We start from the raw sequence: 23,685 nt of genomic DNA on the forward strand, positions 1-23,685 counted from the left end.
ATCAGCACGGGCGTAGGAGAACTCTCCACGCCCGTGCTCGCATGTTAAGGGGCTTAAAAAAACCAATGGCAAAGCAAGACTATTACGAGATTTTAGGCGTTCCGAAAACTGCGGAAGAGCGTGAAATCAAAAAGGCGTATAAGCGCCTGGCCATGAAATTCCACCCGGACCGTAATCAGGGTGACAAAGAGGCTGAAGCCAAATTTAAAGAGATCAAAGAAGCCTACGAAGTCCTGACCGATGCACAAAAACGTGCCGCCTATGACCAGTACGGTCACGCAGCCTTTGAACAGGGCGGCATGGGCGGCGGTGGATTCGGTGGCGGCGGCTTTGGCGGCGGCGCTGATTTCAGCGACATCTTTGGCGATGTGTTCGGCGATATCTTTGGCGGTGGTCGTGGTCGTCAGCGCGCGGCGCGCGGCGCAGACCTGCGCTACAACATGGAACTGACCCTGGAAGAGGCCGTTCGCGGCGTTACCAAAGAGATCCGCATTCCAACGCTGGAAGAGTGTGACGTTTGCCACGGCAGCGGCGCGAAAGCGGGTACTCAGCCACAGACCTGTCCAACCTGTCACGGCTCCGGCCAGGTGCAGATGCGTCAGGGCTTCTTCGCGGTACAGCAGGCCTGTCCGCACTGTCACGGTCGCGGTACGCTGATTAAAGATCCGTGCACCAAATGCCACGGTCATGGTCGCGTTGAGAAAACCAAGACCCTGTCCGTTAAAATCCCGGCTGGCGTTGATACGGGCGACCGCATCCGTCTGGCAGGTGAGGGCGAAGCCGGCGAGCACGGCGCACCGGCAGGCGATCTGTACGTTCAGGTTCAGGTGAAACAGCACGCTATTTTCGAGCGTGAAGGTAATAACCTGTACTGCGAAGTGCCAATCAACTTCGCGATGGCGGCACTCGGCGGTGAAATCGAAGTACCGACGCTGGACGGTCGCGTCAATCTGAAAATCCCTGGTGAAACCCAGACCGGCAAGCTGTTCCGCATGCGTGGCAAAGGCGTGAAATCCGTTCGTGGTGGCGCGCAGGGCGACCTGCTGTGCCGCGTCGTCGTGGAAACGCCGGTTGGCCTGAACGACAAGCAAAAACAGCTGCTGAAAGAGCTGCAGGAAAGCTTTGGTGGCCCAACGGGTGAGAAAAACAGCCCGCGTTCCAAAAGCTTCTTCGATGGCGTCAAAAAATTCTTCGATGATTTGACCCGCTAATTCGTTAGCTGATATCTATCTTCAAAAAGCCCGGAAGCGATTCCGGGCTTTTTTATTTGCGCATATAGCTCGGTTAAACTGAGTCTATACTCAATATTAATCTGTTTTTGCCGAGTTATTTGGCTTGGTATTATGGTTTTATCGAGGTATTGTTGTAAAAGAGAGAACTTAAATGAAATTACTACACCGTTTCTTTAGCAGTGAGGCGTCCGGTGGCGTGATCCTGATTATTGCCGCGGCGGCCGCAATGGTGCTGGCTAACCTGGGCATGACGCGCGATCTCTATCACGCATTTCTGGAAACGCCCGTTGAGCTCAAGGTCGGGGCGCTGGAAATCAACAAGAACATGCTGCTGTGGATCAACGATGCGCTGATGGCGGTGTTCTTCCTGCTGGTAGGGCTGGAGGTTAAGCGTGAGCTGGTGCTCGGATCGCTTGCCAGCCGTCAGCGCGCGGCGTTCCCGGTGATTGCCGCCATTGGAGGGATGGTCGTTCCGGCGCTGCTCTTCCTCGCATTTACCTGGCAGGATCCTGTTGCGCGTGGCGGGTGGGCTATCCCGGCCGCGACGGATATCGCGTTTGCGCTTGGTGTCTTAGCTTTGCTCGGCAGCCGCGTGCCGGTTGCGCTGAAAATCTTCCTGATGGCGCTGGCGATCATTGATGACCTGGGTGCGATCGTGATTATTGCGCTGTTCTACACCAGCGATCTGTCGATCCTGTCACTGAGCGTAGCCGCCGGGGCGATTGCGGTGCTGGCGCTGCTGAACATCTTCAACGTCCGTCGCATCGGCATTTATATCCTGGTGGGGATGGTGCTGTGGACGGCGGTACTGAAATCCGGCGTGCACGCCACGCTGGCCGGGGTGATTGTCGGCTTCTTCGTGCCGCTTAAGCCGCAGGAGGGTAAATCACCTGCGAAACAGCTGGAACATGTGTTGCACCCGTGGGTCGCTTTTATGATCCTGCCGCTGTTTGCCTTTGCCAACGCGGGCGTTTCGCTGGGCGGCGTGACGTTTGACGGACTGACCTCTGTGCTGCCGCTGGGCATTATTGCCGGGCTGTTTATCGGTAAGCCGCTGGGGATCAGCCTGTTCTGCTGGCTGGCGCTGAAGCTTAAGCTGGCGTCGTTGCCGAACGGCACAACCTTTGGTCAGATTATGGCCGTCGGCGTGTTGTGCGGTATTGGATTTACCATGTCGATCTTTATCTCGACCCTGGCGTTTGGCGCAAACGCGCCTGAGCTCATCGTCTGGGCTAAGCTCGGCATTCTCATCGGGTCATTACTGGCCGCAGTAATTGGTTATACCTTGTTGAAGGTGAAATTGTCCGGACAGGCTGTCCAGGCATAACGGAAACCGGGAGGAGGGGCTCCTTCTCCCGATACACACTCAGGGAGAGAACACGCGATGTCTCATTTGAATTACAACCATCTTTACTACTTCTGGCACGTTTATAAGCAGGGCTCGGTCGTGGGTGCGGCAGAGGCGCTTTACCTGACGCCGCAAACCATCACCGGGCAAATCAAGGCGCTGGAAGAACGGCTGCAGGGCAAGCTGTTCAAGCGTAAAGGGCGTGGAATTGAGCCGAGCGAGCTGGGGGAACTGGTTTTCCGCTATGCGGACAAAATGTTCACTCTCAGCCAGGAGATGCTGGACATCGTCAACTACCGCAAAGAGTCGAACCTGCTTTTTGACGTGGGCGTGGCGGATGCGCTGTCCAAACGGCTGGTGAGCGGCGTGCTGGATGCGGCGGTGGTGGAAGACGAACAAATCCACCTGCGCTGCTTTGAATCCACCCACGAAATGCTGCTGGAGCAGCTGAGCCAGCACAAGCTGGACATGATTATCTCTGACTGCCCAATAGATTCCACGCAGCAGGAGGGGCTGTTCTCGGTGAAGATTGGCGAATGCGGCGTCAGCTTCTGGTGCATCAATCCGCCGCCGGAGAAACCTTTTCCGGCCTGCCTGGAAGAGCGTCGTCTGCTGGTGCCGGGCAGGCGTTCCATGCTCGGACGCAAGCTGCTGAACTGGTTTAACTCACAGGGGCTGAACGTCGAGATCCTCGGCGAGTTCGACGATGCGGCGCTGATGAAGGCCTTTGGCGAAGCGCATAATGCAATCTTCGTTGCGCCAACGCTGTACGCGCACGATCTCTATTCAGACGACAAGATTACGGAGATTGGCAGGGTAGATAACGTGATGGAGGAGTATCACGCCATATTTGCAGAAAGGATGATTCAGCACCCGGCTGTGCAGCGAATCTGCAACCGTGACTACTCGGCGCTGTTTACGCCACCGGCATTCTGAAGACATAAAAAAACCCGCGTTAAGCGGGTTCTTTAAACAAGCAACAACAAGTAGCGATTAAGCCAGTTTGTTGATCTGCGCGGTCAGGTTTGCTTTATGACGCGCTGCTTTGTTTTTGTGGATCAGACCTTTAGCAGCCTGACGATCCACGATTGGTTGCATTTCGTTAAATGCGTTCTGCGCTGCAGCTTTGTCGCCAGCTTCGATTGCTGCGTATACTTTCTTGATGAAAGTACGCATCATAGAGCGACGGCTTGCGTTGTGCTTACGAGCCTTTTCAGACTGAACGGCACGTTTCTTAGCTGATTTGATATTAGCCAAGTCCAACTCCCAAATATGTTCTATGTGGACAATTCAAAGGCCGAGGAATATGCCCTCTTTGCCTTCTTTTGTCAATGGATTTGTGCAAATAAGCGCCGTTAATTAGCGACGCTACGTTACGTAGTGATGGCGCAGGATTCTACCAGCTTGTCTTTCGTGAATACAGCCTTTCGGCATAAAAATCGCAGTTCACGGGCAGATTTTTTCGCTGTGAAAGGTCAGCCTGATGAAATCATTACGGCTTTCTGTTTTGCGCGAACAATCGCCGGTTAACCTTAACCGCTGTACAAGGTATACTTTGGCGATTTTCACTGTTTTGAGCCAGACATGAAGCTGATACGCGGCATACATAATCTCAGCAGAGCGCCACATGGGTGCGTGCTGACTATTGGTAATTTCGACGGCGTGCATCGTGGTCATCAGGCGCTGTTGCAGGGATTGCGTAAAGAAGGGGAGGCCCGTGGCCTGCCCGTTGTGGTGATGATTTTCGAGCCACAGCCGCTGGAGCTATTCGCGGGTGATAAGTCTCCCGCTCGCCTCACTCGCCTGCGCGAGAAGTTGCGCTACCTGGCTGAGTCCGGCGTGGACTACGTGTTGTGCGTGCGTTTCGATCGCCGCTTTGCCGCACTGACAGCACAAAATTTCGTCAGCGACCTGCTGGTTAAGCGTCTTGGCGTACAGTTTCTCGCCGTGGGGGATGATTTCCGCTTTGGCGCTGGTCGTCAGGGCGATTTCTTGCTATTACAGAAGGCTGGTCTGGAGTATGGCTTTGACGTCACCAGCGCGATGACCTTCTGTGAAGGCGGCGTGCGCGTCAGCAGCACGGCAGTACGGCAGGCGCTGGCCAATGATGAACTAGAGACGGCAGAAAACTTGCTGGGCCACCCGTTCACTATCTCTGGTCGCGTGGTCCATGGCGATGCGCTGGGCCGCACGATAGGTTTCCCGACGGCGAATATACCGCTGCGTCGTCAGGTTTCCCCGGTTAAAGGGGTCTATGCGGTGGAAGTGGCAGGACTGGGCGAACAGCCGTTTTACGGTGTTGCCAATATTGGCACACGTCCTACCGTTGCCGGTGTGCGTCAACAGTTAGAAGTGCACCTGCTGGACGTTGTAATGGACCTTTATGGTCGCCATATAGATGTAATACTGCGTAAAAAAATACGCAACGAGCAGCGATTTGCCTCGCTGGACGAACTTAAAGCGCAAATCGCGCGAGATGAATTGACGGCCCGCGAGTTTTTTGGGCTTTAGAACCGGCTTAACTGCCTACGTGATAAATACGGAACCGAGAATCTGATGAGTGACTATAAATCAACCCTGAATTTGCCGGAAACAGGGTTCCCGATGCGCGGCGATCTCGCCAAGCGCGAACCGGGAATGCTGGCGCGTTGGACCGATGATGACCTGTACGGCATCATTCGTGCAGCCAAAAAAGGCAAAAAATCCTTCATTCTGCATGATGGCCCTCCATATGCGAATGGCAGCATTCATATTGGTCACTCGGTTAACAAGATTCTGAAAGACATTATCGTGAAGTCCAAAGGACTCGCGGGATACGACTCGCCTTACGTTCCGGGCTGGGATTGCCACGGTCTGCCGATCGAACTGAAGGTGGAGCAAGAGTTCGGCAAGCCGGGTGAGAAGTTCACCGCCGCCGAGTTCCGCGCGAAATGCCGCGAATACGCAGCTACCCAGGTTGACGGTCAGCGCGCTGACTTCATCCGTCTGGGCGTGCTGGGCGACTGGTCGCACCCGTACCTGACCATGGACTTCAAAACTGAAGCTAACATCATCCGTGCGCTGGGCAAAATCATCGGTAACGGCCACCTGCACAAAGGCGCTAAGCCGGTGCACTGGTGCGTGGACTGCCGTTCTGCACTGGCAGAAGCGGAAGTGGAGTATTACGACAAAACCTCGCCTTCTATCGACGTTGCTTTCGAAGCGGTCGATCAGGATGCGATCAAAGCTAAATTCGGTCTGCCTGGCGTAAGCGGCCCGATCTCTCTGGTGATCTGGACCACCACCCCGTGGACCCTGCCAGCGAACCGTGCGATCTCCCTGTCCGGTGAGTTTGAGTACGCGCTGGTGCAGATTGATGGCCGCGCGGTTATCCTGGCGAAAGATTTGGTTGAGAGCGTGCTGAAACGCGCGCACATCACCGATTACACCGTGCTGGGCACCGTAAAAGGTGACGCGCTGGAGCTGATGCGCTTTAAACACCCGTTCCTGGACTTTGATGTTCCGGCGATCCTGGGCGACCACGTGACGCTGGAAGCGGGTACCGGTGCGGTGCATACCGCCGGTGGCCACGGTCCGGACGACTACAACATCAGCCTGAAGTACGGTCTGGAAATCGCCAACCCGGTTGGTCCGGACGGTTCTTACCTGCCTGGCACCTACCCGGCGCTGGACGGCATCAACGTGTTTAAAGCCAACGACATCATCGTTGACATGCTGCGCACCAGCGGCGCGCTGCTGCACGTTGAGAAAATGCAGCACAGCTATCCGTGCTGCTGGCGTCACAAGACCCCTATCATCTTCCGTGCGACTCCGCAGTGGTTCGTCAGCATGGATCAGAAAGGCCTGCGCGCGCAGTCTCTCTCCGAGATCAAAGGCGTGCAGTGGATCCCTGACTGGGGCCAGGCGCGTATCGAATCCATGGTGGCTAACCGTCCAGACTGGTGTATCTCCCGTCAGCGTACCTGGGGCGTGCCGATGTCGCTGTTTGTGCATAAAGAGACGCAGGAACTGCATCCGAACACCCTGGAACTGATGGAAGAAGTGGCGAAGCGCGTCGAAGTTGACGGCATTCAGGCGTGGTGGGATCTCGACGCCCGCGACATCCTGGGCGCGGACGCGGACAACTACGAGAAAGTGCCTGATACCCTGGACGTGTGGTTCGACTCCGGGTCTACTCACGCCTCCGTGGTTGACGTGCGTCCTGAGTTTGCCGGTCACGCTGCCGACATGTATCTGGAAGGTTCCGACCAACACCGCGGCTGGTTCATGTCATCGCTGATGATCTCCACCGCCATGAAAGGCAAAGCACCTTACCGTCAGGTACTGACCCACGGCTTCACCGTGGATGGACAGGGCCGTAAGATGTCCAAGTCCATCGGTAACACCGTTTCTCCGCAGGACGTGATGAACAAGCTGGGCGCAGACATTCTGCGTCTGTGGGTGGCCTCAACCGACTACACCGGCGAAATGGCGGTGTCTGACGAGATCCTGAAGCGTGCTGCCGACAGCTATCGTCGTATCCGTAACACCGCGCGCTTCCTGCTTGCGAACCTGAACGGGTTCGAGCCGGTAAAAGACATGGTGAAGCCGGAAGAGATGGTGGTGCTGGACCGCTGGGCGGTAGGCTGCGCGAAAGCGGCGCAGGACGATATCCTGAAAGCCTATGAGTCTTACGACTTCCACGAAGTGGTGCAGCGCCTGATGCGCTTCTGCTCCATTGAGATGGGTTCGTTCTACCTCGACATCATCAAAGACCGCCAGTACACCGCGAAAGCGGAAAGCGTGGCGCGTCGTAGCTGCCAGACCGCGCTGTTCCACATCGCAGAAGCGCTGGTACGCTGGATGGCGCCGATCATGTCCTTCACCGCGGATGAAATCTGGGGCTATCTGCCGGGCGACCGCGAGAAGTATGTCTTCACCGGCGAGTGGTACGAAGGTCTGTTCGATCTCTCCAGCACTGAAGCAATGAACGATGCCTTCTGGGACGAGCTGCTGAAAGTGCGCGGCGAAGTGAACAAGGTTATCGAGCAGGCGCGTGCGGATAAGAAAGTCGGCGGCTCTCTGGAAGCGACAGTGATTCTGTACGCCGAACCGGAGCTGGCGGCGAAGCTGACCGCGCTGGGTGATGAATTGCGATTTGTCCTGTTGACCTCCGGTGCGAAAGTTGCGGATTATGCCGAGGCTTCTGCTGATGCTCAGCAGAGCGAATTGCTCAAAGGCCTGAAAGTCGCGCTGAGCAAAGCCGACGGTGAGAAATGCCCGCGCTGCTGGCATTACACCACCGATATCGGCCAGGTGGCGGAACACGCAGACATCTGCGGACGCTGTGTAAGCAACGTCGCCGGTGACGGCGAAAAACGTAAGTTTGCCTGATGAGTAAAACTCTCTGTTCAACAGGACTGCGCTGGCTGTGGCTGGTGGTAGTGGTGCTGATTATCGATCTGGGCAGCAAGTTCCTGATCCTCCAGAATTTCGCTCTGGGGGAGACGGTTTCGCTGTTCCCGTCGCTTAACCTGCACTACGCCCGTAACTACGGCGCGGCGTTCAGTTTCCTTGCCGACAGCGGTGGCTGGCAGCGCTGGTTCTTTGCGGGTATCGCCATCGGTATCTGCGTGGTATTGGCTGTGCTGATGTACCGCTCGAAGGCGACGCAAAAGCTGAATAACATCGCCTACGCGCTGATCATTGGCGGCGCGCTGGGCAACCTGTTTGACCGCCTGTGGCACGGCTTTGTGGTCGATATGATCGACTTCTATGTCGGCGACTGGCACTTCGCGACCTTTAACCTCGCCGACAGCGCAATTTGCATCGGTGCGGCGTTAATCGTGCTGGAAGGCTTTTTGCCGAAACCAGCCGCGAAAGAGCAGGCGTAATTGTCAATGCCGGGTGACGCGCTGCGCCATCCGGCACAACATTAAAGAGCAATGTGCATGTCTAAATCCGTACAGAGCAACAGCGCGGTTCTCGTTCACTTCACGCTGAAGCTGGATGACGGCTCCACCGCCGAATCCACCCGCAACAATGGCAAACCGGCCCTGTTCCGTCTTGGCGATACGTCGCTGTCTGAAGGTCTTGAGCAGCAGCTTCTGGGCCTGAAAGAGGGTGAGAAAAAAGCCTTTTCGCTGGAGCCGGATGCGGCATTTGGCGTGCCGAGTCCGGACCTGATCCAGTATTTCTCGCGGCGTGAGTTCATGGACGCGGGTGAACCGGAGATCGGGGCGATCATGCTCTTTACCGCTATGGACGGCAGCGAAATGCCTGGCGTGATCCGCGAAATCAACGGCGACTCTATTACCGTTGACTTCAACCATCCGCTTGCCGGGCGTACCGTTCATTTTGATGTAGAAGTGCTGGAGATCGATCCGGCACTGGAGGCCTGAAATGCAGATCCTGTTGGCTAACCCGCGCGGCTTCTGCGCCGGTGTAGACCGCGCTATCAGCATTGTTGAAAACGCGCTGGAGATTTACGGCGCGCCGATTTACGTGCGCCACGAAGTGGTGCATAACCGCTACGTGGTCGACAGCCTGCGCGAGCGCGGGGCTATCTTTATTGAGCAGATAAGCGAAGTGCCGGACGGTGCGATCCTGATCTTCTCCGCGCACGGCGTCTCACAGGCGGTACGCAACGAGGCGAAAAGCCGCGATCTGACCGTATTCGATGCCACCTGTCCATTAGTGACAAAAGTGCATATGGAAGTGGCGCGCGCCAGCCGTCGCGGTGAAGAGTCGATTCTGATTGGCCACGCCGGTCATCCGGAAGTCGAAGGCACCATGGGCCAGTATAGCAACCCGGAAGGAGGCATGTACCTTGTCGAATCGCCGGAAGATGTCTTGACGCTGAATGTGAAAAACGAAGCCCGTCTGTCGTTTATGACCCAGACGACGCTCTCCGTGGACGATACCTCAGACGTGATTGACGCCCTGCGCCAGCGCTTCCCGAAAATCGTCGGGCCGCGTAAGGATGACATCTGCTACGCCACCACTAACCGTCAGGAAGCGGTGCGCGCGCTGGCTGAACAGGCGGATGTGGTGCTGGTGGTCGGCTCCAAAAACTCCTCTAACTCCAACCGTCTGGCCGAACTGGCGCAGCGTATGGGGAAAGCGGCGTTTCTGATTGACGATGCAACGGACATTCAGGAAGCGTGGGTGAAAAATGCGGCCTGCGTTGGCGTTACCGCAGGGGCTTCCGCACCGGATATCCTGGTGCAGAACGTGATTGCTCGTCTGCAGGAGCTGGGCGGTGGCGAAGCGGTTCCGCTGGAAGGACGCGAAGAGAACATTGTCTTCGAAGTGCCGAAAGAGCTGCGTATCGACGCCCGCGAAGTGGAATAACCCCTTATCTATTGAAAGGCCAGCATCTCATGTGCTGGCCTTTTTTTTGCCCCGTACATTATCGTGACGACAAAATCATGTCTTTTACTGATATTTAAGTCGGTTTCACGTTAAATTCTAATTATTGGTGTTTTCAGTTGGCAGCCTCCGCGAAGGCTGGTTAATCTGAAAACGGTTTACATCATTTTAACGTAAGAGAATAACTATGCATGATGCACAGATCCGTGTCGCTATTGCGGGCGCGGGTGGACGTATGGGCCGTCAGCTGATTCAGGCGGCGCTACAGATGGATGGTGTGGCGCTGGGCGCGGCGCTGGAGCGTGAAGGCTCCTCACTGCTTGGTGCCGACGCTGGTGAGCTGGCGGGCGCGGGAAAGACGGGCGTTACCGTTCAGAGCAGCCTTGACGCGGTTAAAGATGACTTCGATGTATTCATCGATTTTACCCGCCCGGAAGGGACGCTGACGCATCTGGCGTTTTGCCGCCAGCACGGCAAGGGAATGGTCATCGGCACTACCGGTTTTGACGATGCGGGTAAGCAGGCTATTCAGGACGCATCAAAAGCCATCGCGATTGTCTTTGCGGCAAACTTTAGCGTCGGCGTAAACGTCATGCTCAAGCTGCTGGAGAAAGCGGCGAAGGTGATGGGCGACTACACCGATATTGAGATCGTTGAAGCGCATCACCGCTACAAAGTCGACGCACCATCAGGCACGGCGCTGGCGATGGGCGAAGCGATTGCTCATGCACTTGATAAAGATTTAAAAGACTGCGCGGTCTATACCCGCGAAGGTCACACCGGCGAACGCGTGCCGGGCACAATTGGTTTCGCAACGGTTCGTGCGGGCGACATCGTCGGCGAACATACCGCGATGTTCGCCGATATTGGCGAGCGTGTGGAGATTACGCATAAAGCGTCCAGCCGGATGACGTTTGCCAACGGGGCCGTTCGCTCGGCACTATGGTTAAAAGATAAGAAAGATGGTCTTTTTGATATGCGAGATGTGCTCAATCTCAACAATTTGTAAGCTTTATTACCCATCGTGATGTGGTTATTGCAGTCGTAATTGTTTGATTGCATAGGGCAATATTTTATTGCCCTTTTATTTTGTATATTTCATCTCTGTTTTATATTGTTTTCCTTGAAAATTTATCTTTTCTCTTCTTTTTGCGTTGCCAAAATGTAAATTTTGACCAAATGGTCCACTTTTATGCGTTGCGACCTGTTCTTTTGCATTAAACTTCGCACGCAAGCGATTTCTACAGTGATTTACCTGATCTTTTTACCGCTTAAGTCACTCCCAGCCCGCCAGGCTCGCAAAAGACTAAACAAAATATCCGTTTTAAGTTGACTTTTATCCACCAAATCCCCAGAATGCCGCCGTTTGCCAAAAATCCGCTGGCAACACATTTGCATTGATTCATGACGCGGTTATGAATTAATATGCAAATAAAGTGAGTGAATATTCTTCGGAGGGTGTTTTGATTAAGTCAGCGCTATTGGTTCTGGAAGACGGAACCCAGTTTATCGGTCGGGCCATAGGGGCAACGGGTTCGGCGGTTGGGGAAGTCGTTTTCAATACTTCAATGACCGGTTATCAAGAAATCCTCACTGATCCTTCCTATTCTCGCCAAATCGTTACTCTTACTTATCCTCATATCGGCAATGTCGGCACCAATGCGGCTGACGAAGAATCTTCTCAGGTACATGCGCAAGGCCTGGTCATTCGCGACCTGCCGCTGATTGCCAGCAACTTCCGCAACACCGAAGACCTCTCTTCTTACCTGAAGCGCCATAACATCGTGGCGATTGCCGATATCGATACCCGTAAGTTAACGCGTCTGCTGCGCGAGAAGGGTGCACAAAACGGCTGCATCATCGCGGGTGATAACCTCGATGCGGCGCTGGCGCTGGAAAAAGCGAAAGCCTTCCCGGGCCTGAACGGCATGGACCTGGCGAAAGAAGTGACGACCACCGAAGCCTACAGCTGGACGCAGGGGAGCTGGACGCTTGAAGGCGACCTGCCGGAAGCGAAAAAAGAGAGCGAGCTGCCGTTCCACGTAGTGGCTTACGATTTCGGCGCCAAGCGCAACATCCTGCGCATGCTGGTTGACCGCGGCTGCCGCCTGACGGTGGTTCCGGCACAAACGTCTGCCGAAGACGTGCTGAAGATGAATCCGGACGGTATTTTCCTCTCTAACGGTCCTGGCGACCCGGCGCCATGCGATTACGCCATCGCCGCCATCAAGTCCTTCCTGGAAACCGACATTCCGGTATTCGGCATCTGCCTCGGCCATCAGCTCCTGGCGCTGGCGAGCGGTGCGAACACCGTTAAGATGAAGTTCGGCCACCACGGTGGTAACCACCCGGTGAAAGACATCGACAACAACACGGTGATGATTACCGCGCAGAACCACGGTTTCGCCGTCGATGAAGCGTCAATGCCGGCTAACCTGCGCGTGACCCACAAATCACTGTTCGATGGCACCCTGCAGGGCATTCATCGCACCGATAAGCCAGCATTCAGCTTCCAGGGTCATCCGGAAGCCAGCCCGGGCCCACACGACGCCGCGCCGCTGTTCGATCACTTCATCGAACTTATCGAGCAATACCGTAAGACCGCTAAATAATCAGGAGCCGAGAAGACCATGCCAAAACGTACAGACATAAAAAGCATCCTGATCCTTGGCGCTGGCCCGATCGTCATCGGCCAGGCCTGCGAATTCGACTACTCCGGTGCGCAGGCGTGTAAAGCCCTGCGTGAAGAGGGTTACCGCGTCATCCTGGTCAACTCTAACCCGGCGACCATCATGACCGACCCGGAAATGGCCGATGCAACCTACATCGAGCCGATTCACTGGGAAGTGGTGCGTAAAATCATCGAGAAAGAGCGCCCGGATGCGGTGCTGCCGACCATGGGCGGCCAGACGGCGCTGAACTGCGCGCTGGAGCTGGAGCGTCAGGGCGTGCTGGCCGAGTTTGGCGTGACCATGATTGGTGCGACCGCCGACGCGATTGATAAAGCAGAAGACCGTCGCCGCTTCGACGTGGCGATGAAGAAAATCGGCCTCGACACCGCGCGTTCCGGTATCGCGCACAACATGGAAGAAGCGTTGGCCGTTGCGGCAGAAGTGGGCTATCCGTGCATCATCCGTCCATCGTTCACCATGGGCGGCACCGGCGGCGGTATCGCCTACAACCGCGAAGAGTTCGAAGAGATTTGCGAACGCGGTCTGGATCTCTCCCCAACCAAAGAGCTGCTGATTGATGAATCGCTGATTGGCTGGAAAGAGTACGAGATGGAAGTGGTGCGTGATAAAAACGACAACTGCATCATCGTCTGCTCCATCGAAAACTTCGATGCGATGGGTATCCACACCGGTGACTCCATCACCGTTGCGCCAGCCCAGACCCTGACCGACAAAGAGTATCAAATCATGCGTAACGCCTCGATGGCGGTACTGCGTGAAATCGGCGTGGAAACCGGCGGTTCTAACGTGCAGTTCTCCGTTAACCCGAAAACCGGCCGTCTGATTGTTATCGAAATGAACCCGCGCGTGTCCCGCTCCTCCGCGCTGGCCTCTAAAGCGACCGGCTTCCCGATTGCGAAGGTGGCGGCGAAACTGGCGGTGGGTTATACCCTCGACGAGCTGATGAACGACATTACCGGAGGCCGCACGCCAGCGTCCTTCGAGCCGTCCATCGACTACGTTGTGACTAAAATCCCTCGCTTTAACTTCGAGAAATTCGCGGGCGCGAACGACCGTCTGACCACCCAGATGAAATCTGTCGGTGAAGTGATGGCAATTGGCCGTACGCAGCAGGAATCCCTGCAGAAAGCGCTGCGCGGCCTGGAAGTGGGCGCGACCGGCTTCGACCCGAAAGTGAGCCTGGACGACCCGGAAGCGCTGACCAAAATTCGCCGCGAGCTGAAGGACGCGGGGGCAGAGCGTATCTGGTACATCGCCGATGCCTTCCGTGCGGGCTTGTCCGTCGACGGCGTGTTCAACCTGACCAATATCGACCGCTGGTTCCTGGTGCAGATTGAAGAGCTGGTGCGTCTGGAAGAGAAAGTGGCAGAGCTGGGCATCAACGGCCTGGACGCTGACTTCCTGCGCATGCTGAAGCGTAAAGGCTTTGCCGATGCGCGTCTGGCTAAGCTGGCGGGCGTGCGTGAAGCGGAAATCCGCAAGCTGCGTGACCAGTACGACCTGCACCCGGTCTACAAGCGCGTGGACACCTGTGCGGCAGAGTTTTCAACCGACACCGCGTACATGTACTCCACCTATGAAGACGAGTGTGAAGCGAACCCGTCCGTTGACCGCGACAAGATTATGGTGCTTGGCGGTGGTCCAAACCGTATCGGCCAGGGCATCGAGTTCGACTATTGCTGCGTACACGCCTCGCTGGCGCTGCGCGAAGACGGGTACGAGACCATCATGGTCAACTGTAACCCGGAAACGGTTTCTACCGACTACGACACCTCTGACCGCCTCTACTTCGAGCCGGTTACCCTGGAAGATGTGCTGGAAATCGTACGCATTGAGAAGCCAAAAGGCGTTATCGTGCAGTATGGCGGCCAGACTCCGCTGAAGCTGGCGCGCGCGCTGGAAGCGGCGGGCGTACCGGTTATCGGTACCAGCCCGGATGCGATTGACCGTGCAGAAGACCGCGAGCGTTTCCAGCAGGCGGTTGACCGCCTGAAGCTGAAACAGCCGGCGAACGCCACCGTGACCGCCATTGAACAGGCTGTCGAGAAGGCGAAAGAGATTGGCTACCCACTGGTAGTACGTCCTTCCTACGTGCTGGGTGGCCGCGCGATGGAAATCGTTTATGACGAAGCCGACCTGCGTCGCTACTTCCAGACTGCGGTGAGCGTCTCCAACGATGCGCCAGTGCTGCTCGACCGTTTCCTCGACGACGCGGTGGAAGTGGACGTTGACGCCATCTGCGACGGCGAAATGGTGCTGATTGGCGGCATTATGGAGCATATCGAGCAGGCAGGCGTGCACTCCGGTGACTCAGCCTGTTCTCTGCCAGCGTACACCCTCAGCCAGGAAATCCAGGACGTGATGCGCCAGCAGGTGCAGAAGCTGGCCTTCGAGCTGCAGGTTCGCGGCCTGATGAACGTCCAGTTCGCGGTGAAAGATAACGAAGTCTACCTGATTGAAGTCAACCCGCGTGCGGCGCGTACCGTACCGTTCGTCTCTAAAGCGACCGGTATTCCACTGGCGAAAGTGGCGGCGCGCGTGATGGCTGGCCAGACGCTGGCACAGCAGGGCGTGACCAAAGAAATCATCCCGCCGTACTACTCGGTGAAAGAAGTGGTGCTGCCGTTCAACAAATTCCCGGGCGTTGACCCGCTGTTAGGGCCAGAAATGCGCTCTACCGGGGAAGTGATGGGCGTGGGCCGTACCTTCGCGGAAGCGTTCGCCAAGGCGCAGCTGGGAAGTAGCTCCACCATGAGAAAATCGGGCCGTGCGCTGCTCTCCGTTCGCGAAGGCGACAAAGAGCGCGTGGTTGACCTGGCCGCCAAGCTGCTGAAACAGGGCTTCGAGCTGGATGCAACCCACGGTACGGCGATTGTGCTGGGTGAAGCCGGTATTAACCCGCGTCTGGTGAACAAGGTGCATGAAGGGCGTCCGCATATTCAGGACCGTATCAAGAATGGCGAATACACCTACATCATCAACACCACCGCAGGTCGCCAGGCGATTGAAGACTCCAAGCTGATCCGCCGCAGCGCGCTGCAGTACAAAGTACACTACGACACCACCCTGAACGGCGGTTTCGCGACGGCCATGGCGCTGAACGCAGATGCCACCGAGAAGGTGATTTCAGTGCAGGAAATGCACGCGCAGATTAGCAAGTAAGACAAATTGCCCGGTGCCGTTTGGTTGCCGGGCATTTTTCCTATCTTCAGAACCTTCTGGTTTTTCATCCGCTTTCAGTCAGTTAGCCTAAAATTGTTAGGTCGATAACGAAATTCAACTGAGAGCAGGGGAAAACACCATGCAAAATAAACTACTGATCGCTTCCGTTCTGGCTGCCACTGCAATGTTTACCGTGGCGGGCTGTTCCTCTAACCAGGCCGTAAAAACCACCGATGGCAAAACTATCGTGACCGACGGGAAACCGCAGGTGGATGACGATACCGGTCTGGTGTCATATAAAAACGCCGAAACCGGTCAAACTGAGCAGATTAACCGCGACCAGGTTAAATCCATGGGCGAGCTGGATAACTAATTCAGAATTCTGACGTAAGCCCGTCAATAATATTCACTATTAGCCTGTTGAATTACTGACTACACTCTTTTGTTAAAAGAAAGCAGTAACAACAGGCTAATCAATGATTCTGATAATTTATGCGCACCCTTATCCGCAGCACTCGCATGCGAATAAGCGGATGCTTGAGCAGGTAAGGACGCTTGATAACGTAGAGATACGTTCCCTCTATGAACTCTATCCCGATTTTAATATCGATATCGCCGCCGAACAGGAGGCGCTCTCCCGCGCCGATCTGATCATCTGGCAGCACCCCATGCAGTGGTACAGCACGCCCCCGCTCCTGAAACTGTGGATTGATAAAGTCTTCTCCCACGGCTGGGCGTACGGCCACAACGGCCATGCGCTAAAAGGCAAAAGCCTGATGTGGGCGGTGACCACCGGAGGAGGCGAAAGCCACTTTGATATTGGCGCTTTCCCGGGGTTTGATGTGCTGGCGCAGCCGCTGCAGGCGACGGCACTTTACTGTGGACTGACCTGGCTCCCGCCTTTTGCGATGCACTGCACGTTTGTTTGCGATGATGAAACGCTGCAGGCCCAGGCTCGCCACTACAAACAACGCTTACTTGAGTGGCAGGAGACGCACCATGGATAGCCATACGCTGATACAGGCGCTGATATATCTCGGCGCAGCGGCCCTGATTGTGCCGGTGGCGGTACGCCTGGGGCTGGGCTCGGTTCTTGGCTACCTGATTGCAGGCTGCGTCATCGGGCCGTGGGGCTTTCGTCTGGTGACGGATGCGGAGGCGATCCTCCATTTCGCTGAGATTGGCGTCGTGCTGATGCTGTTTGTGATTGGCCTGGAGCTGGATCCGCAGAGGCTGTGGAAGCTTCGCGCCTCGGTATTCGGCGGAGGATCGCTGCAGATGGTGGCCTGCGGCCTCCTGCTGGGTGGGTTCTGCATTCTGCTGGGCATGGAGTGGAAGGTCGCGGAGCTGATTGGTATGACGCTGGCGCTCTCCTCGACGGCGATTGCCATGCAGGCGATGAACGAGCGTAACCTGACGGTCTCGCAGATGGGACGCAGCGCGTTCTCGGTACTGCTGTTCCAGGATATTGCCGCTATTCCGCTGGTGGCGATGATCCCGCTGCTGGCCGCAAGCGGCTCGTCTACCACGCTGGGCGCTTTCGCGCTGTCGGCACTGAAGGTGGTGGGTGCGCTGGCCCTGGTGGTGCTGCTTGGTCGTTACGTAACCCGTCCGCTGCTGCGGTTTGTTGCCCGTTCTGGCCTGCGCGAAGTGTTCAGCGCCGTGGCGCTGTTCCTGGTGTTTGGCTTTGGTTTGCTGCTGGAGGAAGCCGGGCTGTCGATGGCGATGGGGGCATTCCTCGCAGGCGTTCTGCTGGCGAGCTCTGAATACCGTCACGCGCTGGAAAGCGATATCGAACCGTTCAAAGGACTGCTGCTGGGGCTCTTTTTCATCGGCGTGGGGATGTCCGTCGACTTCGGCACGCTGGTCACGCATCCGCTGCGGATCGTCATCCTGCTCGTCGGTTTCCTGGTCATTAAAATGATGATGCTGTGGCTGATTGCACGTCCATTGAAGGTGCCAAACAAACAGCGTCGCTGGTTTGCCGTACTGCTGGGGCAGGGGAGCGAATTTGCTTTTGTGGTGTTTGGTGCCGCGCAGATGGCAAACGTGCTCGATCCCGAGTGGGCGAAAGCGCTGACGCTTGCTGTTGCGCTGTCGATGGCCGCGACGCCTGTGCTGCTGGTGGTGCTGACGCGTCTGGAAAAATCAGGTAGCGAGCAGGAGCGCGAAGCCGACGAGATCGACGAGGAGCAGCCGCGCGTCATCATCGCCGGATTTGGCCGCTACGGGCAGATCGTGGGTCGTTTATTGCTGTCGAGCGGGGTGAAAATGGTCATCCTCGATCACGACCCCGATCATGTCGACACCCTGCGTAAATTTGATATGAAGGTGTTTTATGGCGACGCGACCCGCGTCGATCTGCTGGAGTCCGCCGGGGCGGCAAAAGCTGAGGTGTTGATTAACGCCATTGACGATCCGGAAACCAGCATGCAGATGGTGGAACTGGTCAAAGAACATTTCCCGGGGCTGACCATTATCTCCCGCGCGCGTGATGTGGATCATTACATCCGGCTGCGTCAGGCGGGCGTAGAGGCACCGGAGCGTGAAACGTTCGAAGGTGCGCTGAAGTCTGGCCGTATGGCGCTGGAAAACCTTGGGCTCGGGGCATATGAAGCGCGTGAACGTGCGGATCTGTTCCGCCGATTTAACACCGGGATGGTGGAAGAGATGGCGGCGATGGCCGGCAGTACGGCCACGGAGCGTGCGGCGGTGTTTAAACGCACCAGCGCGATGCTCACAGAAATCATTAACGAGGATCGTAATCACCTGTCGCTGATCCAGCGTCATGGCTGGCAGGGCACGGAAGAGGGCAAGCATACCGGCGATCCGGCTGACGAGCCCGAGAGTAAACCTTCCGCGTGAAGTGGAGTTGCCAGCAATAATAAAAAATTTCTGTATCTTTACCCTGCCGCCAGTCGACGAAAGATTAAGCTTTCCGTATAGTGGCGGCAATTTTTTGCATCCGGGAAATTTTCAATGATCAGTCTGATTGCAGCGCTGGCGGTGGACCGCGTTATCGGTATGGAAAATGCCATGCCGTGGAACCTGCCTGCCGATCTCGCATGGTTTAAACGTACTACGTTAAACAAGCCGGTAGTGATGGGCCGCCTGACCTGGGAGTCGATTGGTCGTCCATTACCGGGCCGTAAGAATATCGTTATCAGTAGCCAGCCGGGCACTGACGATCGCGTCGAATGGGTGAAGTCCGTTGATGAAGCGATTGCCGCCTGCGGTGACGCCGAAGAGATCATGGTGATTGGCGGTGGGCGTGTGTACGAGCAGTTCCTGCCAAAAGCGCAGAAGCTGTATCTGACCCATATTGATGCGGAAGTGGAAGGGGACACCCATTTCCCGGATTACGATCCGGACGAGTGGGAGTCCGTATTCAGCGAATTCCATGATGCGGATGCGCAGAACTCCCACAGCTATTGCTTCGAGATTCTGGAACGTCGTTAGGTGATATACCCCTCACCCTAACCCTCTCCCCAAAGGGGAGAGGGGACTGTTCGGTGCGGTCTTTTGAACAGTCAGGAGGCGACAGCCTCACTTCCCCCTAAGTCCAGCTGTCGGTTGGACGGCTGAACAAAGTAAGCTTTATCTTCCCAGCGTAAGCAGGTTAACTCTCCGCCCCAGCAGCATCCGGTATCAAGACCGTAGATCCCTTCCGGTGTGCCTTTGCCTTCCAGTGCAGCCCAGTGACCAAATACGACGCTGTACTCGCTTGTCACCGGCCCTGGAATGGCAAACCATGGTTTGAGCGGGGCGGGGGCACTTTCCGGTGTCTCTTTGGAATACATGTCCAGCTGCCCGTTCGGGAAGCAGAAACGCATGCGGGTGAAAGCGTTGGTGATAAAGCGCAGGCGGGCCAGACCGCTGAGATCCTCGCTCCAGTGGTTTGGCATATCGCCGTACATGGCATCAAGGAAGAAAGGGTAGGAGTCGCTCGCCAGCACCGCCTCAACGTCACGCGCGCAGGTTTTAGCCGTCTCAAGATCCCATTGCGGGGTGATCCCGGCATGGGCCATGACCAGCTTTTTCTCCTCATCGACCTGCAGTAAAGGCTGACGACGCAGCCAGTTAATCAGTTCGTCCGCGTCCGGCGCATCCAGCAGCGGAGAGAGGCGATCTTTGGGTTTATTACGGCTGATCCCGGCAAATACGGCCAGCAGGTGGAGATCGTGATTGCCCAGCACCATGCGCACGCTGTCGCCCAGCGATTTGACGAAACGTAAAACCTCAAGCGAGCCGGGGCCGCGTGCGACTAAATCGCCCGTCAGCCAGAGCGTGTCCTGTCCTGGCGTAAAGTCGACCTGTTTTAACAATGCGATCAGTTCATCGTAGCAACCGTGAACGTCGCCAATCAGATATGTAGACATTAGATTAATGAATGAGTGTGGTTACGGCGAGGCGGAACACAGGAATGGCAACGCGGAATTCGTTGCCATCGACGTCGACCATTTCATAATGGCCTTGCATGGTACCCATTGGCGTTTCAATCACCGCGCCGCTGGTGTACTGGTACTCTTCGCCAGGGGCGATGTGGGGCTGTTCACCCACCACACCTTCACCCTGAACTTCGATTTCACGGCCATTGCCGTTGGTGATAAGCCAGTAGCGCCCGCGCAGCTGCACGGGCATCCGCCCCAGATTGCGAATGGTCACGGTGTAAGCAAAGACAAAACGCTCTTCGTCCGGTGAGGACTGTGATTCAACATAGACGCTTTGTACATGGACACATACGCGGGGCGAATCAATCATGGCTTAACTCTCCTTCGGCGGCGCATTTTCGCTGATGTAATTAGCGAGCTTGCAGTACTGCTCTACGGAAATGTTCTCCGCACGCATTGCCGGGTCGATCCCCAGCTCGGCTAACACCTCAACGGTAAACGAATTGCTCAGGCTGTTACGGATCGTTTTACGGCGCTGGTTAAAGGCTTCTGTCGTAATGCGGCTCAGCACGCGCAGATCTTTAACCGGATACGGTTTCGTTTTGTGCGGCACAAGGCGCACAACCGCAGAATCCACTTTCGGTGGTGGCGTGAACGCTGATGGCGGTACTTCAAGTACCGGGATCACGTTGCAGTAATATTGTGCCATCACGCTTAAACGACCATACGCTTTACTGTTCGGGCCTGCAACCAGACGGTTAACAACCTCTTTTTGCAACATGAAGTGCATGTCGGCAATGGCATCAGTATAGCTAAACAGGTGGAACATCAGCGGTGTGGAAATATTGTACGGCAGGTTACCGAACACGCGCAGCGGCTGGCCCATTTTCTCTGACAGTTCGCCAAAGTTCATGGTCATGGCATCCTGCTGATAAATGGTCAACTTCGGCCCGAGGAACGGGTGCGTTTGCAGGCGTGCGGCCAGATCGCGGTCCAGTTCGATGACGGTCAGTTCGTCGAGGCGTTCGCCTACCGGCTCGGTCAGCGCGGCAAGGCCCGGGCCGATTTCGACCATCGCCTGACCTTTTTGCGGATTAATAGCCGAGACAATGCTTTCGATCACGAACTGATCGTTAAGGAAGTTTTGCCCGAAACGTTTACGGGCTAAGTGGCCCTGATGGACTCGATTAGTCATTGAGTATTAACAATCATTTTGATGGCGAGATTAAGCGCCGTAATAAAACTGCCGACATCCGCCTTTCCCTGGCCTGCCAGATCCAGCGCAGTACCGTGGTCAACGGACGTTCGAATAAAAGGTAAACCGAGGGTGATATTCACGCCACGGCCAAAGCCCTGGTATTTTAGCACGGGCAGGCCCTGATCGTGGTACATCGCGAGCACGGCGTCGGCATTATCCAGGTATTTCGGCTGGAAAAGGGTATCCGCAGGCAGCGGGCCGCTAAGATTCATTCCTTTAGCGCGCATTTCTTCAAGCACAGGAATAATGGTGTCGATCTCTTCGGTGCCCATGTGCCCGCCTTCACCCGCATGAGGGTTCAGGCCGCAAACCAGAACGTGCGGCTGCTTGATGCCGAACTTTGTTTGCAGGTCGTGATGCAGGATCCCGATGATCTCCCGCAGCAGTTCCGGGGTGATGGCATCAGGAATGGCCTTGAGCGGTAGATGGGTGGTCACGAGAGCAACGCGCATCGCTTCCGTCGCCAGCATCATCACCACTTTCGGGCTGTGCGAGCGCTCTTCGAAGAACTCGGTATGCCCGGTAAAGGGGATGCCCGCTTCGTTGATGACGCCCTTATGCACGGGGCCGGTGATCAGAGCGGCAAATTCGCCCTTCAGGCAACCGTCGCAGGCACGGGCAAGGGTTTCCACGACATAGTGGCCGTTTTCCGTGCTGTGCTGGCCTGGGACGACCAGTGTACGAAGGGGAACGGGAAGCAGCGTGAGCGTACCGGCCTGCTGTGGTGCGGGCTGTTGACCTTCAACGTAAGGGATGAGCGTTAAAGGCAGACCGAGCAGCGTGGCCCGGTCTTGTAACAGTGTTGCATCCGCGCAGACAACCAGTTCCACCGGCCAGCTGCGCTGGGCAAGCTGGACAACGAGGTCAGGCCCAATCCCGGCAGGTTCGCCGGGCGTGATAACAACACGATGCGGTTTCATTAGTTGCTCAGCACTTTCACGTAAGCACTGGCGCGCTGTTCCTGCATCCAGGTTGCTGCTTCTTCAGAGAACTTACGGTTAAACAGCATACGGTAGGCTCTGTCTTTCTGCGCCGCATCCGTTTTGTCCACGTTGCGGGTGTCCATCAGCTCGATCAGATGCCAGCCGAACGACGAGTGAACCGGGGCACTGATCTGGCCTTTGTTCAGCTTCATCAGCGCATCGCGGAAGGCAGGATCGTAAATATCCGCAGCCGCCCAGCCCAGATCGCCGCCCTGGTTCGCAGAGCCTGGATCCTGAGAGAACTCTTTCGCTGCATTGGCAAACGAGGTTTTACCGCTCTTAATGTCCGCAGCAATCTGTTCCAGCTTCGCACGCGCCTGATCGTCAGTCATGATCGGTGACGGTTTCAGCAGAATGTGGCGGGCGTGAACTTCAGTGACTGAAATGTTCTGGCTCTGACCGCGCAGATCGTTCACTTTCAGAATGTGGAAACCTACGCCTGAACGGATTGGACCTACGATATCGCCTTTCTTCGCCGTGCTCAGCGCCTGGGCAAAGATGGATGGCAGCTCCTGAATACGTCCCCAGCCCATCTGGCCGCCTTTCAGCGCCTGTTGGTCAGCGGAGTAGGTGATTGCCAGCTTGCCGAAATCGCCGCCGTTACGCGCCTGGTCGACGATAGAACGCGCCTGGCTTTCTGCTTCCGCAGCCTGATCGGACGTTGGATTCTCTGGCAATGGGATCAGAATGTGGCTCAGGTTCAGCTCTGTGCTCGCATCGTTCTGGTTACCCACCTGTTTTGCCAGCGCGTCTACTTCCTGCGGCAGGATCGTGACGCGACGACGCACTTCATTGTTACGCACTTCTGAAATCAGCATCTCTTTACGGATCTGATTACGGTAGGTGGCGTAGCTGATGCCATCATAGGCCAGACGGCTGCGCATCTGGTCCAGCGACATGTTGTTCTGCTTCGCAATGTTCGTGATGGCCTGATCGAGCTGCTCGTCAGTCACCTTCACACCCATTTTCTGACCCATCTGCAGGACAATCTGATCCATGATCAGACGTTCCAGGATCTGGTGGCGCAGCGTGGCGTCATCCGGAAGTTGCTGACCCGCTTCGCCCGAATTGAGCTTCACGGATTTCATCAGACCATCAACGTCACTTTCGAGCACGACGCCGTTGTTAACGACAGCGGCGACCTTATCAACAACCTGGGGGGCCGCGAAGCTGGTATTCGCAACCATAGCGACACCAAGCAGCAGCGTTTTCCAGTTCTTCATACTTTTTCCATTTCAATTAACCGCAAAGCGGATTACGTTGTAAAT

The 23,685-nt window shown here is 56.1% G+C and carries 21 protein-coding genes and 1 pseudogene; 16 read left to right on the top strand and 6 right to left on the bottom strand.

All coding sequences use genetic code 11. The features are described 5' to 3' along the window. Nucleotides 1–65 precede the first annotated feature (65 nt). The 3 genes from dnaJ to nhaR all read left to right on the top strand — a co-directional run bounded on the left by dnaJ (nt 66) and on the right by nhaR (nt 3,516). Nucleotides 66–1,211 carry a molecular chaperone DnaJ gene (dnaJ, locus tag MX657_RS03840; protein WP_014830600.1) on the top strand — a complete coding sequence of 382 codons (1,146 nt, stop codon included), beginning with the start codon at nt 66–68 and terminating at the stop codon, nt 1,209–1,211. 172 nt (nt 1,212–1,383) lie between these two features. Beyond that, nucleotides 1,384–2,559 (top strand): Na+/H+ antiporter NhaA, encoded by a 1,176-nt coding sequence (gene nhaA, locus MX657_RS03845; RefSeq protein WP_119916071.1) that lies wholly within the window; start codon nt 1,384–1,386, stop codon nt 2,557–2,559. A 57-nt stretch (nt 2,560–2,616) separates the two neighbouring features. Further along, nucleotides 2,617–3,516 carry a transcriptional activator NhaR gene (gene nhaR, locus MX657_RS03850; RefSeq protein WP_080328999.1) on the top strand — a complete coding sequence of 300 codons (900 nt, stop codon included), beginning with the start codon at nt 2,617–2,619 and terminating at the stop codon, nt 3,514–3,516. Between the two features lie 57 nt (nt 3,517–3,573). On the opposite strand, the gene rpsT is transcribed toward nhaR, so the two are convergent. Then, on the bottom strand, nt 3,574–3,837 hold the full coding sequence (gene rpsT, locus MX657_RS03855) for a 30S ribosomal protein S20 (RefSeq protein WP_003856458.1): 264 nt from the start codon (nt 3,835–3,837) through the stop codon (nt 3,574–3,576). Nucleotides 3,838–3,938: 101 nt separating this feature from the next. Between rpsT and MX657_RS03860 the strand changes: the two are divergent. The 13 genes and pseudogenes from MX657_RS03860 to folA all read left to right on the top strand — a co-directional run bounded on the left by MX657_RS03860 (nt 3,939) and on the right by folA (nt 19,244). Beyond that, nucleotides 3,939–4,157, top strand: a pseudogene (locus MX657_RS03860) (DUF2575 domain-containing protein). Between the two features lie 7 nt (nt 4,158–4,164). Then, on the top strand, nt 4,165–5,091 hold the full coding sequence (ribF, locus tag MX657_RS03865) for a bifunctional riboflavin kinase/FAD synthetase (protein WP_119916070.1): 927 nt from the start codon (nt 4,165–4,167) through the stop codon (nt 5,089–5,091). A 45-nt stretch (nt 5,092–5,136) separates the two neighbouring features. Next, nucleotides 5,137–7,953, top strand: a complete 2,817-nt coding sequence (gene ileS / locus MX657_RS03870; RefSeq protein WP_346807373.1) for an isoleucine--tRNA ligase — start codon at nt 5,137–5,139, stop codon at nt 7,951–7,953. Then, the gene (lspA, locus tag MX657_RS03875; RefSeq protein ID WP_080329002.1) at nt 7,953–8,453 is read left to right on the top strand and encodes a signal peptidase II; all 501 of its coding nucleotides are present in this window, start codon (nt 7,953–7,955) and stop codon (nt 8,451–8,453) included. Before ileS ends, lspA begins: the two co-directional genes overlap by 1 nt. 57 nt (nt 8,454–8,510) lie before the next feature. Then, nucleotides 8,511–8,960, top strand: coding sequence for an FKBP-type peptidyl-prolyl cis-trans isomerase (gene fkpB / locus MX657_RS03880; RefSeq protein WP_003856450.1), 450 nt, complete (start codon nt 8,511–8,513; stop codon nt 8,958–8,960). Between the two features lies 1 nt (nt 8,961). Then, the gene (ispH, locus tag MX657_RS03885) at nt 8,962–9,912 is read left to right on the top strand and encodes a 4-hydroxy-3-methylbut-2-enyl diphosphate reductase (RefSeq protein ID WP_028015471.1); all 951 of its coding nucleotides are present in this window, start codon (nt 8,962–8,964) and stop codon (nt 9,910–9,912) included. 205 nt (nt 9,913–10,117) lie between these two features. Then, complete coding sequence (dapB, locus tag MX657_RS03890; RefSeq protein WP_346807375.1) at nt 10,118–10,939, top strand: 4-hydroxy-tetrahydrodipicolinate reductase; 822 nt, start codon at nt 10,118–10,120, stop codon at nt 10,937–10,939. 454 nt (nt 10,940–11,393) lie between these two features. Beyond that, nucleotides 11,394–12,542, top strand: coding sequence for a glutamine-hydrolyzing carbamoyl-phosphate synthase small subunit (carA, locus tag MX657_RS03895; protein ID WP_080329004.1), 1,149 nt, complete (start codon nt 11,394–11,396; stop codon nt 12,540–12,542). Nucleotides 12,543–12,560: 18 nt separating this feature from the next. Further along, nucleotides 12,561–15,785 (top strand): carbamoyl-phosphate synthase large subunit, encoded by a 3,225-nt coding sequence (gene carB / locus MX657_RS03900; protein ID WP_008502028.1) that lies wholly within the window; start codon nt 12,561–12,563, stop codon nt 15,783–15,785. A gap of 139 nt (nt 15,786–15,924) precedes the next feature. Beyond that, on the top strand, nt 15,925–16,158 hold the full coding sequence (locus MX657_RS03905) for a YgdI/YgdR family lipoprotein (RefSeq protein ID WP_003856439.1): 234 nt from the start codon (nt 15,925–15,927) through the stop codon (nt 16,156–16,158). Nucleotides 16,159–16,261: 103 nt separating this feature from the next. Further along, nucleotides 16,262–16,792: a glutathione-regulated potassium-efflux system oxidoreductase KefF gene (kefF, locus tag MX657_RS03910; protein ID WP_217479497.1), complete on the top strand. Its 531-nt coding sequence runs from the start codon at nt 16,262–16,264 to the stop codon at nt 16,790–16,792. Next, nucleotides 16,785–18,650: a glutathione-regulated potassium-efflux system protein KefC gene (kefC, locus tag MX657_RS03915; RefSeq protein WP_346807378.1), complete on the top strand. Its 1,866-nt coding sequence runs from the start codon at nt 16,785–16,787 to the stop codon at nt 18,648–18,650. The genes kefF and kefC overlap by 8 nt, the downstream gene beginning before the upstream one ends. Before the next feature lie 114 nt (nt 18,651–18,764). Then, a complete protein-coding gene (gene folA, locus MX657_RS03920; RefSeq protein ID WP_006173915.1) occupies nt 18,765–19,244 on the top strand; it encodes a type 3 dihydrofolate reductase in 480 nt (159 codons plus the stop codon). A gap of 71 nt (nt 19,245–19,315) precedes the next feature. Here the strand turns inward: folA and apaH are convergent, their stop codons facing one another. The 5 genes from apaH to surA are packed head-to-tail and all read right to left on the bottom strand — an operon-like array spanning nt 19,316 to nt 23,640. Then, nucleotides 19,316–20,164: a bis(5'-nucleosyl)-tetraphosphatase (symmetrical) ApaH gene (gene apaH / locus MX657_RS03925; RefSeq protein WP_080328717.1), complete on the bottom strand. Its 849-nt coding sequence runs from the start codon at nt 20,162–20,164 to the stop codon at nt 19,316–19,318. A 4-nt stretch (nt 20,165–20,168) separates the two neighbouring features. Next, nucleotides 20,169–20,546 (bottom strand): Co2+/Mg2+ efflux protein ApaG, encoded by a 378-nt coding sequence (gene apaG / locus MX657_RS03930; protein WP_080328716.1) that lies wholly within the window; start codon nt 20,544–20,546, stop codon nt 20,169–20,171. A 3-nt stretch (nt 20,547–20,549) separates the two neighbouring features. Further along, nucleotides 20,550–21,371, bottom strand: coding sequence for a 16S rRNA (adenine(1518)-N(6)/adenine(1519)-N(6))-dimethyltransferase RsmA (gene rsmA, locus MX657_RS03935; RefSeq protein ID WP_008502020.1), 822 nt, complete (start codon nt 21,369–21,371; stop codon nt 20,550–20,552). Beyond that, nucleotides 21,368–22,354: a 4-hydroxythreonine-4-phosphate dehydrogenase PdxA gene (pdxA, locus tag MX657_RS03940; RefSeq protein ID WP_346807381.1), complete on the bottom strand. Its 987-nt coding sequence runs from the start codon at nt 22,352–22,354 to the stop codon at nt 21,368–21,370. The genes rsmA and pdxA overlap by 4 nt, the downstream gene beginning before the upstream one ends. Continuing rightward, on the bottom strand, nt 22,354–23,640 hold the full coding sequence (gene surA / locus MX657_RS03945; protein ID WP_080328714.1) for a peptidylprolyl isomerase SurA: 1,287 nt from the start codon (nt 23,638–23,640) through the stop codon (nt 22,354–22,356). The genes pdxA and surA overlap by 1 nt, the downstream gene beginning before the upstream one ends. Nucleotides 23,641–23,685 lie beyond the last annotated feature (45 nt).

The sequence above is a fragment of the Enterobacter chuandaensis genome (assembly GCF_039718975.1).
In the GTDB taxonomy this organism is placed as follows: Bacteria; Pseudomonadota; Gammaproteobacteria; order Enterobacterales; family Enterobacteriaceae; genus Enterobacter; species Enterobacter chuandaensis.

Coding starts and splice junctions, on each gene's coding strand:
- ribF (WP_119916070.1), top strand. CDS start 4,165: ATGAAGCTGATACGCGGCATACATAATCTCAGCAGAGCGCCACATGGG.
- ispH (WP_028015471.1), top strand. CDS start 8,962: ATGCAGATCCTGTTGGCTAACCCGCGCGGCTTCTGCGCCGGTGTAGAC.
- carB (WP_008502028.1), top strand. CDS start 12,561: ATGCCAAAACGTACAGACATAAAAAGCATCCTGATCCTTGGCGCTGGC.
- apaG (WP_080328716.1), bottom strand. CDS start 20,546: ATGATTGATTCGCCCCGCGTATGTGTCCATGTACAAAGCGTCTATGTT.
- nhaA (WP_119916071.1), top strand. CDS start 1,384: ATGAAATTACTACACCGTTTCTTTAGCAGTGAGGCGTCCGGTGGCGTG.
- surA (WP_080328714.1), bottom strand. CDS start 23,640: ATGAAGAACTGGAAAACGCTGCTGCTTGGTGTCGCTATGGTTGCGAAT.
- kefC (WP_346807378.1), top strand. CDS start 16,785: ATGGATAGCCATACGCTGATACAGGCGCTGATATATCTCGGCGCAGCG.
- pdxA (WP_346807381.1), bottom strand. CDS start 22,354: ATGAAACCGCATCGTGTTGTTATCACGCCCGGCGAACCTGCCGGGATT.
- MX657_RS03905 (WP_003856439.1), top strand. CDS start 15,925: ATGCAAAATAAACTACTGATCGCTTCCGTTCTGGCTGCCACTGCAATG.
- kefF (WP_217479497.1), top strand. CDS start 16,262: ATGATTCTGATAATTTATGCGCACCCTTATCCGCAGCACTCGCATGCG.
- dapB (WP_346807375.1), top strand. CDS start 10,118: ATGCATGATGCACAGATCCGTGTCGCTATTGCGGGCGCGGGTGGACGT.
- rsmA (WP_008502020.1), bottom strand. CDS start 21,371: ATGACTAATCGAGTCCATCAGGGCCACTTAGCCCGTAAACGTTTCGGG.
- folA (WP_006173915.1), top strand. CDS start 18,765: ATGATCAGTCTGATTGCAGCGCTGGCGGTGGACCGCGTTATCGGTATG.
- lspA (WP_080329002.1), top strand. CDS start 7,953: ATGAGTAAAACTCTCTGTTCAACAGGACTGCGCTGGCTGTGGCTGGTG.
- ileS (WP_346807373.1), top strand. CDS start 5,137: ATGAGTGACTATAAATCAACCCTGAATTTGCCGGAAACAGGGTTCCCG.
- nhaR (WP_080328999.1), top strand. CDS start 2,617: ATGTCTCATTTGAATTACAACCATCTTTACTACTTCTGGCACGTTTAT.
- dnaJ (WP_014830600.1), top strand. CDS start 66: ATGGCAAAGCAAGACTATTACGAGATTTTAGGCGTTCCGAAAACTGCG.
- fkpB (WP_003856450.1), top strand. CDS start 8,511: ATGTCTAAATCCGTACAGAGCAACAGCGCGGTTCTCGTTCACTTCACG.
- apaH (WP_080328717.1), bottom strand. CDS start 20,164: ATGTCTACATATCTGATTGGCGACGTTCACGGTTGCTACGATGAACTG.